This is a genomic window from Sphingobium sp. BS19 (assembly GCF_027925545.1).
GTDB lineage: Bacteria > Pseudomonadota > Alphaproteobacteria > Sphingomonadales > Sphingomonadaceae > Sphingobium.
On record NZ_BSEF01000008.1, the window covers coordinates 69,776 to 85,058 of the forward strand.

Annotated in this window: 15 protein-coding genes and 1 tRNA gene; 10 read left to right on the top strand and 6 right to left on the bottom strand. The window is 60.4% G+C overall.

Annotated features, from left to right (window positions below; translation table 11 throughout):
* Positions 1-32 precede the first annotated feature (32 nt).
* The 5 genes from ychF to QMG56_RS10615 all read right to left on the bottom strand — a co-directional run bounded on the left by ychF (position 33) and on the right by QMG56_RS10615 (position 4,374).
* Positions 33-1,133, bottom strand: coding sequence for a redox-regulated ATPase YchF (gene ychF / locus QMG56_RS10595; protein ID WP_281822525.1), 1,101 nt, complete (start codon positions 1,131-1,133; stop codon positions 33-35).
* A 27-nt stretch (positions 1,134-1,160) separates the two neighbouring features.
* Positions 1,161-1,730: an aminoacyl-tRNA hydrolase gene (gene pth, locus QMG56_RS10600; protein WP_230187360.1), complete on the bottom strand. Its 570-nt coding sequence runs from the start codon at positions 1,728-1,730 to the stop codon at positions 1,161-1,163.
* 84 nt (positions 1,731-1,814) lie between these two features.
* Positions 1,815-2,438 (bottom strand): 50S ribosomal protein L25/general stress protein Ctc, encoded by a 624-nt coding sequence (locus QMG56_RS10605; RefSeq protein ID WP_230187361.1) that lies wholly within the window; start codon positions 2,436-2,438, stop codon positions 1,815-1,817.
* 126 nt (positions 2,439-2,564) lie between these two features.
* Complete coding sequence (locus tag QMG56_RS10610; RefSeq protein ID WP_281822526.1) at positions 2,565-3,449, bottom strand: TraB/GumN family protein; 885 nt, start codon at positions 3,447-3,449, stop codon at positions 2,565-2,567.
* A 7-nt stretch (positions 3,450-3,456) separates the two neighbouring features.
* Positions 3,457-4,374 (bottom strand): TraB/GumN family protein, encoded by a 918-nt coding sequence (locus tag QMG56_RS10615; protein WP_375713679.1) that lies wholly within the window; start codon positions 4,372-4,374, stop codon positions 3,457-3,459.
* Between the two features lie 175 nt (positions 4,375-4,549).
* Between QMG56_RS10615 and QMG56_RS10620 the strand changes: the two genes are divergently transcribed.
* The 6 genes from QMG56_RS10620 to QMG56_RS10645 all read left to right on the top strand — a co-directional run bounded on the left by QMG56_RS10620 (position 4,550) and on the right by QMG56_RS10645 (position 11,717).
* Complete coding sequence (locus QMG56_RS10620; RefSeq protein WP_281822527.1) at positions 4,550-5,425, top strand: glycine--tRNA ligase subunit alpha; 876 nt, start codon at positions 4,550-4,552, stop codon at positions 5,423-5,425.
* On the top strand, positions 5,425-7,845 hold the full coding sequence (gene glyS / locus QMG56_RS10625) for a glycine--tRNA ligase subunit beta (protein ID WP_281822675.1): 2,421 nt from the start codon (positions 5,425-5,427) through the stop codon (positions 7,843-7,845). Before QMG56_RS10620 ends, glyS begins: the two co-directional genes overlap by 1 nt.
* 165 nt (positions 7,846-8,010) lie before the next feature.
* The gene (ppdK, locus tag QMG56_RS10630; RefSeq protein ID WP_281822528.1) at positions 8,011-10,722 is read left to right on the top strand and encodes a pyruvate, phosphate dikinase; all 2,712 of its coding nucleotides are present in this window, start codon (positions 8,011-8,013) and stop codon (positions 10,720-10,722) included.
* Between the two features lie 82 nt (positions 10,723-10,804).
* Positions 10,805-10,881: transfer RNA gene (locus QMG56_RS10635), tRNA-Arg, on the top strand.
* A 133-nt stretch (positions 10,882-11,014) separates the two neighbouring features.
* Positions 11,015-11,167 (top strand): hypothetical protein, encoded by a 153-nt coding sequence (locus QMG56_RS10640; RefSeq protein ID WP_281822529.1) that lies wholly within the window; start codon positions 11,015-11,017, stop codon positions 11,165-11,167.
* An 82-nt stretch (positions 11,168-11,249) separates the two neighbouring features.
* Positions 11,250-11,717 carry a PilZ domain-containing protein gene (locus tag QMG56_RS10645; RefSeq protein WP_230187366.1) on the top strand — a complete coding sequence of 156 codons (468 nt, stop codon included), beginning with the start codon at positions 11,250-11,252 and terminating at the stop codon, positions 11,715-11,717.
* Positions 11,718-11,720: 3 nt separating this feature from the next.
* Here QMG56_RS10645 and corA read toward each other — a convergent pair whose 3' ends face one another.
* Positions 11,721-12,689, bottom strand: coding sequence for a magnesium/cobalt transporter CorA (gene corA, locus QMG56_RS10650; protein ID WP_230187367.1), 969 nt, complete (start codon positions 12,687-12,689; stop codon positions 11,721-11,723).
* 172 nt (positions 12,690-12,861) lie between these two features.
* Between corA and QMG56_RS10655 the strand changes: the two genes are divergently transcribed.
* From QMG56_RS10655 to QMG56_RS10670, 4 genes are all read left to right on the top strand, one after another.
* On the top strand, positions 12,862-13,578 hold the full coding sequence (locus tag QMG56_RS10655; RefSeq protein WP_281822530.1) for a glutathione binding-like protein: 717 nt from the start codon (positions 12,862-12,864) through the stop codon (positions 13,576-13,578).
* Positions 13,579-13,665: 87 nt separating this feature from the next.
* Entirely contained in the window at positions 13,666-13,926 is a 261-nt protein-coding gene (locus QMG56_RS10660; RefSeq protein WP_230187369.1) for a DUF6356 family protein, read from the top strand.
* Positions 13,927-14,629: 703 nt separating this feature from the next.
* A complete protein-coding gene (locus QMG56_RS10665; protein ID WP_230187370.1) occupies positions 14,630-14,782 on the top strand; it encodes a hypothetical protein in 153 nt (50 codons plus the stop codon).
* Positions 14,783-14,857: 75 nt separating this feature from the next.
* Positions 14,858-15,256: a VOC family protein gene (locus QMG56_RS10670; RefSeq protein WP_230187371.1), complete on the top strand. Its 399-nt coding sequence runs from the start codon at positions 14,858-14,860 to the stop codon at positions 15,254-15,256.
* Positions 15,257-15,283: the final 27 nt, after the last annotated feature.

Below are 15,283 nucleotides of genomic sequence, written 5' to 3' on the forward strand. Positions count from 1 at the left end.
CGCGCTTTCCGTGCGCGTCAACCCGCCTCGCGCTACACGTTGAACCGGAACATCATGATGTCGCCATCTTGCGTTACATATTCCTTGCCTTCGGACCGCCACTTGCCCGCTTCCTTGGCCCCGGCTTCGCCGCCGAACTTGACGTAGTCGTCAAACGCCATGGTCTCCGCCCGGATGAAGCCCTTCTCGAAGTCACTATGGATCGCGCCTGCAGCCTGCGGTGCCTTCGATCCCCTGTCGACCGTCCACGCACGCGCTTCCTTCGGTCCAACGGTGAAGAAGGTGATGAGGCCCAGCAGCTCATATCCCGCCCGGATGATCCGCGCGAGACCGGCCTCGGCCAGCCCCAGCGCTTCCAGATACTCGCCACGTTCCTCGACCGGCATGGTGATCAGTTCCGCTTCGATGGCCGCCGACACGATGACGGCACTCGCGCCTTCGCTCTTCGCCTTCTCGAACACCCGCGCGCTGAACGCATTGCCCTCGGCGGCACTGGCTTCGTCCACGTTGCAGACATACAGAACCGGCTTGCTGGTCAGCAACTGCGCCTGCGCGAACAGGCGCTCTTCTTCTTCGTCGCGCGGCTTGGTGAGGCGCGCAGGCTTGCCTTCGCGCAGCAGGTCGAGTGCCTGTCCCAGCACGGCTGCTGCGGCCTTGGCTTCCTTGTCGCCTTGCTGCCCTTTCTTGAGCAGCGCCGGAACCCGCTTTTCCAGGCTCTCCAGATCCGACAGCATCAACTCGGTCTCGACTGTCTCCGCGTCGGCGATCGGATCGATCTTTCCTTCGACATGGGTAATGTCGTCATCCTCGAAGCAGCGCAGCACATGAACGATGGCATCGACTTCGCGAATATTGGCGAGGAACTGGTTGCCCAGACCTTCGCCCTTCGATGCGCCGCGCACGAGGCCCGCAATGTCGACGAACGCCAACTGCGTCTCGATGATCTTCCCGCTGCCGCCGATCTTGGCGATCTGGTCGAGCCGCGGGTCGGGGACTGCGACGTTGCCGACATTCGGCTCGATCGTGCAGAACGGATAATTGGCCGCCTGCGCCGCCTGCGTCTCCGTCAGCGCGTTGAACAAAGTGGACTTGCCGACATTGGGCAGCCCGACGATACCGCATTTGAAACCCATATTTCTGGTCCCGCCTTACTTGAAAAATCAATCCGCCAGCCGAACGGCGACGTCATTCATGAACCGCACATCGTCGCCTTCCGCCAGCCAGTGCGATTCTGCGCCGATGGCCCCCAGCATATCCGAAAGCGGGTCCATTTCCGCCTTCGCATAATTGCCCAGCACATAGCCATGGACCCGGTCTTTGTGCCCCGGATGTCCGATGCCGATCCGCACCCGGCGAAACTCCGGCCCGATATGCGCATCCATCGACCGAAGGCCATTATGCCCCGCCGTCCCGCCGCCGCGCTTCACCTTCACCTTGAAAGGCGCAAGGTCCAGCTCGTCGTGGAACACAGTGACGTCCTGTGGCTCCAGCTTGTAGAAGCGCATGGCCTCGCCAACCGCGCGGCCGCTTTCGTTCATGAACGTCGCGGGCTTCAACAGCAGCAGCTTTTCGCTGCCAATCCGGCCTTCGCTGGCCCAACCCTGAAACTTGCGCGATGGGGCGGTGAAGTTGTGCAACTCGGCAATGATGTCCGCCGCCATGAAGCCCACATTATGCCGGTTAAGTGCATATTGCGGACCAGGATTGCCGAGGCCGACCCAGAGCTGCATTGGTTCATTCGCTCCAAAACACAAACCCCGCCCGTTCTCCAAGGAACGAACGGGGCTGGGTTAGCGTCACAAAAGACAAGCAGCTTATGCCGCTGCTTCGCCTTCTTCGCCCTCGGCTGCTTCGCCATCGCTGCTCTTCAGCGCGGAGGGAGCAACGATCGTGGCGATCGTGAAGTCACGGTCGTCAATGGCCGACTTCGCGCCCTTGGGTAGCTTCACGGCGCTGATGTGGATCGAATCGCCCACTTCAAAGCCGGTCAGGTCGACAACGATATCGTCAGGGATGTCCGACGCATCAACGATCAGTTCCAGCTCATGACGGACGACGTTGAGAACGCCGCCACGCTTCAGGCCGGGTGCTGCTTCTTCGTTTTCGAAGCGGACAGGCACGTTCACATGCACTTCTGCGTGTTCGGAAACGCGCAGGAAATCGACATGCAGCGGGCGATCGCTGACGGGATGGAATGCGACGTCCTTGGGAAGCGTGCGGACTTTCTTGCCGTTTGCTTCGACCATGATGACGCTGTTCATGAAGTGGCCGGTGCCCAGCAGCTTGTTCAGCGCCTTTTCTTCAACATGAACCAAAACAGGTTCTTCGTTCATTCCGTATATGACGGCGGGTACGCGGCCCTCGCGGCGGAGAGCGCGGGAGGCTCCCTTGCCTGCCCGATCGCGTGCCTCGGCCGACAGCGTAAGCTGATCGCTCATTGCGTGTCTCCAAAACTGGTAAGTGGTTACAATATTCCCGTCACGCCTCCAGGGATGACCATAACGGGAGCGGGGCCATTAGCAGAAATCGCGCGAAAGGCAAGGGTGCGTGTCGACGCCGCGCGCCTACTGTATCTTCGTAACTTTGTACCCTTGCTGCTCCAACAGGGTCAGTAGATTGTCCGGCCCAGCCAGATGCGCGGCACCCACCGCTATGAAGGGACGTCCGGGCAGCAACGGGATACGCGCCGCCCATTTCCGGTTGCGATCCGTCAGCAGCGGTCCCGCCAGTTCCGGCTCCGGCGCAAGGTCGGCCACGAAATCGCGCGCAATCACCTTCATGTCGCCGGCCAGCCATGCGCGCAGCATCTGGACGTAATCGTCCTTGCCCGCATTCCCCTGTTCCACAGTGTCCCGCAAAAGCCGACGTTGCACCTCTTCGGGCAGGCGGTCGAACAGCGCGAACTGGTCCTCGACCGTTTCCAATCCCAAGATCGGTTTGTCTTCCGCCTTGAATGCCTTGGTCAGCGTCGGCTCCACGCCATCGTCACCCGAAACACCGCTGTCGCTCTGCCCCACAGTTGCGAGCCGCAGAGCCGCAGCCCAGCTTTCATAACGGGACAGATCGTCGGTTCGCATCCCCCCACGCTCAGCCAGTGCTTCCAGCGCAGGTCTGTCGGACGCCGGAACACGGGCCGCAAGCGGCGGCAAGCCAGCGCTCAAACCCATCTCGTCGAAAATCTTCTGTGTTTTCGCTACGTCGTCCAGTCCCGATGCTTCCAGAACCAGTCTGTCGGACGATGCCATTGCCTGCCGCAGCGCCTGCGTTTGCCAGTCTGTATCTCGCGGGAGAACATGGATCGTCCCAAATATAAAGCCCTTCTGTCCGTCCTTCTCGATTTTCCAAAGGGCCGGTCCGGTCTGTCGACTGGCTTCGCGCTCATCGGCTTTACATGCTCCCAGCAGGAGCAGGACTAGCCCGATGACGGTAATGAACGGCTTGCGGATCAAGAGCGGATCACTTCAATCCGAAATCGGCTTTGGTCACCCGCTGCGTCTTTATGCCCAGCGTTTCGAGCTGATCCTGCACATCCTTCGGCCCCGCCAGATGTCCCGCACCCACCGCGATAAACACGGTGCCCGGATTGTCCAGCCGTGCCTTGATCCACTTTGCCCAATTGGCATTGCGATTGAACAGCAGCACCTGCGCCAGCTCTGGCGTGGTCTCCAGCGAGGCATTCATCTCGCGCCCCAGCGCTTCGGTCTCGCCCTTCTTCCAGCTTGCGATCATCTGGTCGAATGTCTTCTGCATGTCGGGCAATTCCGCGACGGTCGCATTCAGGAACGCCACCTGCTGTTCTTCTGGCAGGCCCGCGAAATAGCCAAGCTGCTGATCGACCGTCTCCAGCCCCTCGACCGGCTTGCCTGCCTGCTTCGCAGCCGCAGTCAGTATCTTTTCCACGCCCTGATCGGCGGCGAAGCCCATTTTGCTCAGCGGCGCAACGGCCAGTGTAACGCCCGCCATCCAGGGATAAAACTGCTCCAGCGCCTGCCACGGAATGCCGTTGGCGGTCATCGCGGCGATGTAAGCGGGCCGCTTGTCCGCCGCCAGCTTTTCACTGAGCGGCGGCCCATCAGGGTCTACGCCCAGCGTTGTGACCTTCTGCATCATCGTCGCCTGATCCGGCTCGACCATTTCGAGTACGAGCGTGTCGGCTTTGTCGAAAGCTGCCTTCACTTCGTCGTCGAACCATACCATGCCCGGCTTCAACACATGCACGCTGCCGAACAGATAGATGGTGGTGTCCGCGTCCTTCACCACCCAAAGGGCCGGGTCGGCGCTTGGTTCTGGCGTCTGCGCCGCGACGGGCGCCGAGAGCGCCAGCAGCGCAGAAGAAAGCAGGGTCGACAGCGACCATTTGAAACGAAGGTGCACGCAGGGGATCTTTCCGGTTGGGAATATTGCTGCATAGATGCGGTCGCGCCTCCGCCGGAACAAGGCCTTTTACCATCTTCATGGCGCCGCATCGACTTGACCCATAAGCGCCCATGCGCCAAGGCACCGCCACGCGAATTGCAGCGCAGGTGCGCCAAGGAAATACAGAGGGAACATGGCCGCAAAGCCCGATACGCTCAGCTTTCAGGACTTGATCCTGACCCTCCATGCCTATTGGAGCAAGCAAGGCTGTGTGATCCTGCAACCATATGACATGGAAGTGGGGGCAGGGACGTTCCATCCCGCGACCACGCTCCGCGCGCTTGGCCCCAACCCGTGGAACGCCGCCTATGTGCAGCCTTCGCGCCGCCCGACCGATGGCCGCTATGGCGAAAACCCCAACCGGCTCCAGCATTATTACCAGTATCAGGTCATCATGAAGCCGTCCCCGCCAGACCTTCAGGATTTGTATCTGAACAGCCTGCGCGAAATCGGGATCGACCCGCTGCTCCACGATATCCGTTTTGTCGAGGATGACTGGGAAAGCCCGACGCTCGGCGCTTGGGGGCTGGGCTGGGAAGTGTGGTGCGACGGCATGGAAGTCACGCAGTTCACCTATTTCCAGCAGATGGGCGGTTACGACTGCAAGCCCGTCGCGGGCGAACTGACCTACGGTCTTGAACGTCTCGCCATGTATATTCAGGGTGTCGGCAGCGTCTATGACCTGCGTTTCAATGATGCGGGCGTCACCTATGGCGACGTGTTCCTTGAGAACGAGAAGCAGATGTCGAAATGGAATTTCGAGATCGCCGACACCGAAAAGCTGTTCCGCTGGTTCAAGGATGCCGAGGCCGAATGCCAGGCCAGCATCGCCGCCGACGTCCCCCTCGCGGCCTACGATCAGGCGATCAAGGCCAGCCACGTGTTCAACCTGCTGCAGGCACGCGGCGTCATCTCCGTACAGGAACGCGCCAGCTACATGGGCCGCGTCCGCGACATGGCCAAGGGAAGTTGTGAAGCGTGGATGAAGACCAACGGATGGGCCGCGTGATGACCGATTTCCTGCTCGAACTCCTGTGCGAAGAAATCCCCGCGCGGATGCAGATCAAGGCATCCGAAGACCTTGCGCGCCTATTCGCGGAAAAGCTGGCCGAAGCCGGATTGAAACCCGACAGCATCCAATCCTTCGTCACGCCCCGCCGCCTCGCCCTGATCGCGCGCGGCCTCCCGCTTCAGACTGAAGCGGGGAACGAGGAATTGAAAGGCCCGCGCGCCGATGCGCCGCCACAGGCGCTGGCAGGGTTTCTGGGCAAGACGGGCCTCACCCGCGAACAACTGGTCGAGCGTCCCGACGCCAAGGGCAACGTGATCCTGTTCGCGATCATCGAAAAGCCGGGCCGCGCCACCGCCGACGTGCTGGCCGAAGCGATCCCTGCCATCGTCCGCGCCTTTCCCTGGCCCAAATCCATGCGCTGGGGCACAGCCAGCCAGAGTACTGAAAGCCGGCGCTGGGTCCGCCCGCTGCAGGGGATTGTCGCGATCCTTGGCGAGCAACTGGTCGATATCGACGTCGAGGGCATCCGTTCCGGCTACGCCACGCGCGGCCATCGCTTTCATCATCCCGATGGCATTACCATCGGCGGCGCAAACGACTATGTCGAAAAGCTGCGCGCCTGCCACGTCATCGTCGATCATTCCGAGCGCATGGCGCTTATCGAGGCGAAGGCGCAGGACGCCGCCGCCGCGCTCGGCTTGACGCTGGTCGAGGACGAGGGACTGGTCGCGGAGAATGCCGGATTGACCGAATGGCCGGTGCCGCTGCTGGGCGATTTTGACCCCGATTTCCTTGAGGTGCCACCCGAAGTCATTCAGCTAACCCTGCGCACCAACCAGAAATATTTCGTGCTGCGCGACGCATCCGGCAAACTGGCGCCTGCCTTTATCTGCACCGCCAATATCGACGCCATAGACGGGGGCGCTGCTATCGTCGCGGGTAACCGCAAAGTCCTCGCCGCCCGCCTGAGCGACGCGCGCTTCTTCTGGGAACAGGATAAGAAGACGCGGCTTGAGGATCACGCGAAGAAGCTGGAACGCATCACCTTCCACGAAAAGCTGGGCACCGTCGCCGATAAGGTCGAGCGGGTGGCGAAGCTGGCGCGCTGGCTGGTTGAAGAGGGCATAGTAAAATCCTCTCCCACAACCCAAACCGTCGCCCCAGCGAAAGCTGGGGTCTCAAGCGAAGGCGCTTCAACGCCTGAGATGCCAGCCTACGCTGGCATGACGAAGGGTGAGTTGGCGGACATGGCCGAACAGGCCGCCCGCCTGTGCAAAGCCGACCTCGTCACCGAAATGGTCGGCGAGTTCCCCGAATTGCAAGGCATCATGGGCGGCTACTACGCCCGCGCCGAAGGCCTGCCGGATGCCGTAGCTGACGCCATCCGCGACCACTACAAACCGGTCGGGCAGGGTGATGACGTGCCGACTGCGCCAGTGACGGTGGCGGTGAGTTTGGCGGATAAGCTGGACACGGTCGTATCATTCTTCGGTATCGGCGAGTTTCCAAGTGGAAGCCGTGATCCGTTTGCGCTGAGGCGTGCTGCGTTATCTGTGCTTTCTCTTCTGCAACGCAACGGGCTGGATCTCAATTTGAGAATGGCCTTTGAGAAAGCATTTGAGCCTGTCGGTTGGATATTTCTTCTTCAAGCCACAGATGAGGATGCAGATGATTGGCAATTTTGGATTAGTCGGTTACTGAAAAGTAAATCAGTAAAATTCAAATATGACAACGTCACCAATTTTGAAATACAAGCAGATGGTGAAGTTCTCCTTGGCTCATTCGGCGACCCAATTGAGGTTGTGCCTGCTCCAATCACTGCACAAGATGTATTTCCAGCCTTTCAAACCTTCTTCGCTGACCGCCTCAAAGTCCAGCAACGGGAAGCCGGTGTTCGTCACGACCTAATCGACGCGGTATTTGCCCTCGGCGGAGAGGACAACCTCGTCCGCCTCCTTGCCCGCGTGAAGGCATTGCAGGCGTTTGTTGAAACGCCCGACGGCGTCAATCTCCTTGCTGGATACAAGCGCGCGACGAATATCCTCAAGAAAGAGGTGCCTTCCCCCACAGTCGTCACCCCAGCGAAGGCTGGGGTCTCAGGCGATGGCGCGCCTCCTCATGAGATGCCAGCCTACGCTGGCATGACGGAATTAGGATATCTCCCCGAACCCGCAGAAGCCGCCCTCATCGCCGCACTAGATGCCGCCGAACCGCGTGCCACAGCCGCCATTGCCAGCGAAGACTTCGCCGCCGCAATGGCCGCTCTGGCTACCTTGCGCGAACCCATCGATGCGTTTTTCGAAAGCGTCACCGTGAACGACGCCGATCCCGTCAAACGCGCCGCCCGCCTCGCCCTGCTGGCGCGGATGCGCGACGCGGTGCATGGCGTTGCCGATTTCTCGCGCATCGAAGGTTGATTTGTAATAATATTTCGCGAAATGCGAGGGAATGGCAAGCGAATGGGGTGACCCGATACGATACGGGTTGCAAAACGCGCCAACTCCTGCCTTGAACGAATCTGTGTTGCAGCGCACAATGCGCGAACGTGATAAGACATAATTGCCCAGTGCAGAGGGACGACCATGGCTACCGTTATCGACAAGACCACCGACACTTCCGGCACGGGCGATGCCCGCTATGTCTATCGCTTCGGCGGCGGCGTGGACGATGGCGGCAAGGGTAACAAGAACCTGCTGGGTGGCAAGGGCGCCAATCTGGATGGCATGGCATCTATCGGGCTGCCGGTTCCGCCGGGTTTCACCATTACGACCGAAATGTGCACCCGTTATTATGTCGATGGGCAGAAATTCCCCGACAGCCTGCGCGTCGAAGTTGCCAACGGCATCGCCCATATCGAAGGCGTGACGGGCAAGATCTTCGGCAATGCGGCCGATCCGCTGCTCGTATCGGTCCGTTCGGGCGCGCGCGTGTCGATGCCGGGCATGATGGACACCGTGCTGAACCTTGGCCTCAATGACGAAACGGTCGAGGGGTTGGCCAACACATCGGGCGATGCGCGGTTCGCGTGGGACAGCTATCGCCGCTTCATTCAGATGTATTCCGACGTGGTGCTGGAACTCGATCATGGCGCGTTCGAGGAAGCCCTCGAAATCGCCAAGGAAGATCATGGCTACACGCTCGATACCGAACTGAGCGCTGACGACTGGAAGGCGCTGGTCACTGAATATAAGAAGATCGTTGTCGATCAGTGGAAAAAGCCTTTCCCGCAGGATGTGCACGATCAGCTTTGGGGCGCGATCAGCGCAGTGTTCGGATCATGGCAGGCGGACCGCGCGAAGGTCTATCGGCGCCTAAACGACATCCCCGGTGACTGGGGCACGGCGGTCAATGTGCAGGCGATGGTGTTCGGCAATATGGGCGACACGTCCGCCACCGGCGTCGCTTTCACCCGCGATCCCTCGACCGGCGAGAACGTGTATTACGGCGAATTTCTGATCAACGCGCAGGGTGAGGATGTCGTCGCGGGCATCCGTACCCCGCAATATCTGACGCTCGCCGCGCGCGAACGGGCAGGGGCGAAGGCTGCTTCGATGGAAGAAGCGATGCCCGAAACCTACGCCGAACTGGCGCGAGTGTTCCAGATATTGGAACAGCATTATCGCGACATGCAAGACATTGAGTTCACGGTGCAGCAGGGCAAGCTCTGGATGCTTCAGACGCGCTCGGGCAAGCGTACTGCCAAGGCGGCACTGAAAATGGCCGTCGACATGGCAGGCGAAGGTCTCATCACGGAAGAGGAAGCCGTTGCCCGCGTCGATCCTTCGGCGCTGGATCAGTTGCTGCATCCCACGCTCGATCCGACGGCTGTGCGCGATGTACTCACGAAGGGGCTTCCGGCCTCTCCGGGTGCCGCCTCCGGCATGGTCGTGTTCGACGCCGATACAGCTGAGCGTCGCAACGAAATGGGCGACGCGGTCATCCTCGTCCGCACGGAAACCAGCCCTGAAGACATTCACGGCATGCACGCGGCCAAGGGCATCCTGACGGCGCGTGGCGGCATGACGTCGCACGCTGCCGTGGTAGCGCGCGGCATGGGGCGTCCCTGCGTTTCCGGCGCTGGCAGCATTTCGATCGATGCGAAGGCCAAGATTCTGCGCGTCGCCGGTCGTGAACTGGTCGAAGGCGACATCGTCACCATCGACGGCTCCACCGGCGAAGTCATGTCCGGCGCGGTGCCAACCGTACAGCCTGAACTGGCGGGCGACTTCGGTACGCTGATGGTCTGGGCCGATAAGGTCCGCCGCTTGAAGGTTCGCGCTAACGCCGAAACTCCGCTCGACTGCAAGACGGCGCGTGAATTCGGTGCGGAAGGTGTCGGCTTATGCCGTACCGAACATATGTTCTTCGATGCGGCCCGCATTACCGCTGTACGTCAGATGATTCTGGCCGACAGCGAAAAGGGCCGCCGCGAAGCGCTCGAAAAGCTGCTTCCCGAACAGCGTAGCGATTTCACCGAGATTTTCCTGGTGATGGCAGGCCTGCCTGTCACGATCCGCTTGCTCGATCCGCCGCTGCACGAATTCCTGCCGCATGAGGAAGCTGAGTTCGAGGAAGTGGCCAAGGCAGCAGGCGTCGGCATCGACGTGTTGAAGCGTCGGGCTTCGGAACTGCATGAGTTCAACCCGATGCTGGGCCATCGCGGTTGTCGTCTGGGCGTCACCTATCCTGAGATCTACGAAATGCAGGCGCGTGCCATATTCGAGGCAGCAATCGACGTTGCCGAGCATAGCGGCGCTGCCCCGATTCCTGAAGTCATGATACCGCTCGTCGCCACGGCGAAGGAACTGGAGCTGATGAAGGCGATCGTCGACGCGCAGGCGCAGCTTGTGTTCGCCGAGCGTGGCAAGACCATCGAATATCTGGTCGGCACCATGATCGAACTGCCACGCGCAGCGCTCAAGGCAGGGGAAATCGCGGTGGCCGCCGAATTCTTTTCCTTCGGCACCAACGATCTGACGCAGACCACAATTGGCATCAGCCGTGATGACGCCAGCCGGTTCCTGGGTACGTATGTCGATAAGGGCATCTTCCCGCGCGACCCGTTCGTCAGCATTGATGTGGAAGGCGTGGGCGAACTGATCCAGATCGCTGCCGAGCGCGGTCGAAAGACCCGCCCCGACATCAAGCTGGGCATTTGCGGTGAACATGGCGGCGATCCTGCCTCTATAGCCTTCTGCGAAGCGACAGGTCTCGATTACGTATCTGCCTCGCCATACCGCGTGCCAATCGCCCGTTTGGCGGCGGCGCAGGCGGCATTGAAGGCGCGGGGATAAGGGCTGAATAAATAAAGCGCGCTAAACGGTAAAAGGGGGTTGCCAGAACTCCATCCCCCTTCTATCTGCGCACTTCCCTGACGCACCCGTAGCTCAGCTGGATAGAGCATCAGACTACGAATCTGAGGGCCGGGCGTTCGAATCGCTCCGGGTGCACCAGGGGACTTATACCGCGCAAGCGGAGCAGGGGCTGACCGAAAGGTCGGCCCTTTTGCTTAAGCGGGCCAGCGGCCTCGTACGCATCCTTGCGTCGCGCGATGCGTTAGGCGACATACAGATCTGGAGAAGATGTATGACCAGTGATAAAGACGTTCCTGCCACACCTGCGCCAGCCTCCACAGAGGCCAACAAGGGCTCGACCAAGAAGAATGTCGCGATTGGTGCAGCGGTCGGCATTGGCTCGGCGGCAATCGTGGCAGCGTTGCTCTATACGCGGCGTAAGTAGCTGCATTTGAAGGCGCAGGTTTCTAAACGCTTTGGCAACCATCGCGGTGCTAAGGCTTTGGAGTAATCGCCGGAGCAAACACGTGGTCGAACCGTCTTATTCTCTGCCAGAAGGCACGCCGGGCCAGCAGCCACGGCGGCAAGCGCGTAAACCGCTGTTCCTGCGTATCGCCGATTCGGGTCCGGATACGGCAGTTATCATGGATATTTCTGTGGGCGGTGCATTGCTTCGCGCGTCGCGACCGCTCGCCGTTGGCGATCCGATCACGATCACGCTGCCGCGCGGCGCCGCTACTGAAGCCCGCGTAACGTGGAGCAGCGGCGCGCTTGCAGGTTGTCAGTTCCTGACTCCCATCACCGAAGCCATGGTCAGCGCCGCCCTCCTGAAAAGCGAGCCGACGCCTGCCGACGATCTTGTCGTTGCACCGGGCAATGCGTTCGATCAGGATGCGCCGGACGCCCGCCGCATGGCCTATGGCATCCCCGTCATCGTCGGGGCCTCGCTCATACTGTGGGCGGGGATCGCCGTTGGGATCGTCGCGATCCTCTGATCGCTATAGCCATCCGACTCGCTTGAACCTGACGTACAAGGCGGTGCAAATCGCCGCGATGACTATCAGCACGGCGGGATAGCCATAGACGCTCTTCAATTCGGGCATATGCTCGAAATTCATGCCGTATATGCCCGCAATCGCCGTAGGAACTGCCAGGATGGCCGCCCACGCTGCCAACTGCCGCGTAATAGCGCCCTGTCGCTGCTGCTCCAGCAAGGTGCTGACTTCGAACACCGACGTCAGCACGTCGCGCAAGCCGCCGGTCATGTTCTCTACCCGTCGCACATGGTCCAGCACGTCGCGGAAATAGGGCCGCGTCTCTATATCGACGCACGGCATCTCCAGATTGACCAACTTGCTGCATAGCTCGCCCATGGGCCCCAATATGCGCTGGAACCGGATCAATTCCCGCCGCAGATTGAAGATGCGGGTCACGTCTTCCCGAACCAGAAAAGCATCCATCGCCCGCTGTTCGATCTGCAGGACTTCCTCCTCGATCGACTCGACGATAGGCAGATAGCCGTCGACGATGAAGTCCAGGATCGCGTGCAGCACATAATCCACCCCATGCGCCAGCAATGCGGGGGCTGCCTCCAGATGGCTGCGCAGTTCGGTATGCGCGCGGGCGGAGCCATGACGCACCGATATGATGTGGTTCGTGCCAACGAAGATCGACGTTTCGCCATAATGGATCGTCTCCCCCTCCAGATGCGCAGTGCGGGCGACGACGAACAACTGTTCGCCGTAGATGTCCACCTTGGGAAGCTGATGCGCCTTCAACGCATCCTCGACCGCTAACGGGTGGAGCCTGAACTGCGTCTGGAGCGTGCGCAATTCGCCTTCGGACGGTTCGACAAGCCCGATCCAGACGAATTCGGACGCGCCGCCGTGGCAGGGGTTGATCTCATCGATGGCAATGGGACGTACCTGACGCCCGTCACGGTACAGATAGGCAGCAACGACGGTCACGAGCACCTCTTGGCAGTGGCAGAACTGGCGGCGTAGCAGAACGTATGATCGACGCAAATGTCGCAGCCTCCTTCGATAAAAATCGCTGTGCCCCGTTGAACCGTTACACCTGCGTCCTAGCTATGTCGGGACAGCGTGGCCCACCGCCGCGTATCGAAGGAGCCTCCCCGCGATGATCGATCTGTATTACTGGCCCACCCCCAATGGGCATAAGGTGACTCTTTTCCTGGAGGAAGCGGGCATTCCCTACACCCTCCACGGCATCAACATCGGCAAGGGCGAGCAGTTCACGCCCGAGTTTCTGGCGATCTCCCCCAACAACAAGATGCCCGCGATAGTCGACAACGCGCCGAAGGACGGCAGCGGATCTGTTGCGCTATTCGAATCGGGTGCGATCCTGCTGTATCTGGCGGAAAAGACCGGCCAGTTCCTGCCCACCGACGCGCACGGTCGCAATGAAGTGCTGCAATGGCTGTTCTGGCAAGTCGGCGGACTTGGCCCGATGGCTGGGCAGACCCATCATTTCCGTAACTATGCGCCGGAGAAAATCCCCTACGCTGTTGATCGCTACGTCAACGAAACCAATCGCTTGTACGGCGTTTTGAACAAGCGCCTCGCGGATCGGGCGTTCGTTGCAGGCGAGGCGTATTCGATTGCCGACATGGCGATCTATCCGTGGATCGTTCCGTTTGAAGCGCAGGGACAGGATCTCGCAGAGTTCCCCAATGTGCATCGCTGGTTCGATGCAATCGCGGCGCGGCCTGCGACAACACGCGCCTATGCGCGCGGGCCGGAGATCAATCCCAACCCGTCGGGCATCCGCACGGAGGAAGAACGCAAGATTCTGTTCGGGCAGAGCGCAAAATCGATCGAATCCGCGAAAAACTGACGATTTGGCCTTCGGCTCTGGCCCTTCGCGGGGGCTTGCTCTATGTTTGCGTGCATCCCATCCACCGCAAGGGGCCAGAGCCGGACCATGTTCCAGACGTTTTTCCTCGATCATCCACGCCGGGTCGGCGAGACCTATTGGGGCCATGCGCATACCGCCGGATCATTCGGCGTGCGGATGGTGATCGGGGGCGTCGCGTGCATGATCCACGGGCTGCTCCCTGCTTTCTTCGTCAAGACCGGCAGCACAACTGTCCGCAACCTGTATGGCGAGATGCAGCCGCGTAGCGAACGCGCCAGCCGCGCCGAAATGCCTCCGCTGCAGTTTCTGCCGGAGTATGAGATTTAGGGGCGTAGGGGTGCGGAAGGTGACACAGGTGACGCCAGGTTAGCACTCATAGGTGTTCGGGCGTGGTGTTCGGTGGGCGTGCGCGGTGCCGGTTTAAGGCCGCAGATTTTGCGAAAAGCCTCAAAAGCCTCACTACGTCACCACCCATTTGCGTTTTCCTTGGGGAATGTGCGCTGCCGTTTTCCTGCGAAAACAGGAGTCCATAGTGTTGGGCACGACCTTCGCGATACGCCCTGGGCTCCTGCCTGCGCAGGAGCACGGTGGAGAGTTGGGTTTCGCCAGGAAACGGTGAAATAGGTGCCCATACTTCCACTCTTCCTTCTCCGAAAAAATTCAGACCAGCCGACAGGCTCCCCGCCTGAAACAAACATAGTGGTGCAGCATCAGGCGCTGCGGTCCCGCTGGTGCCGCTTCGTCATCGCCAGTACACATAGTGAAATCGAACTACCGCTCGGCTGTCCTGCCCCAAGGGCGGAAGGGGAGCGCGGCATGGACTTCGTGCAGTGCGTCAGGTTGGGCACGCGCGGGGGTTTAGCGGAGCGGGTGGGGTGTAGGACAGGGTAATGTGGGGGTTGGATGGGGGGGGGGGGCAGCGACCCTCCACCCTTCGTCATTCCCGCAAAAGCGGGAATCCATTTCCGATCATTTCGACCAAATCTGACGGCCGGGATGACGATGACGGGCGGATGGCAGAAGTTTAGCGATGATGCTCCTGACACAGTTTCAGGGCGTTCGGTTCCATCGACAGATCGCCTTCGCTGGCCATCAAGCACCCGCGTCCAGCATGCGCCATCCCCAAGGCAATATCCTCGCCACTATGCTCGAACACGCCAAGGTCGACCTGATCCGAGCGTGACTGTGCTTTCGATTCTGCTATTGCCCGAACGCGGGCGCCGTTCAATCATGACATGGCCCGAGTAGGAGAAGATGCATGCTTTTTCACACGATGGTTGGATCGAACGACATCGAACGGGCAAAGCGCTTTTACGACGCGGTACTTGGCACCCTCGGAGTTGGGGAAGCGATCGTTAACGTAGCCGACAGTGGCCACACGCGCCTGATCTACAACAGTGGGAATGGCGCGAATTTCATTGTTACCCAGCCGATCAACGACGAACCGGCAACCGTCGCGAACGGCAGCACCGTTGCATTCTCCTGCAACTCGCCAGAGCAGGTGAAGCAGTTCCACGATGCCGCAGTCGCCAATGGCGGCGCGTCGATTGAGGCAGCGCCCGGTCCGCGCGAAACAGCGTCTATGGGTACAATCAACCTCGCCTATTTCCGCGATCCAGATGGCAACAAGCTTTGCGGAATCTATCTCCCTAAGTAATCCTGCGTTTCATGGTTAGCTGCCCGC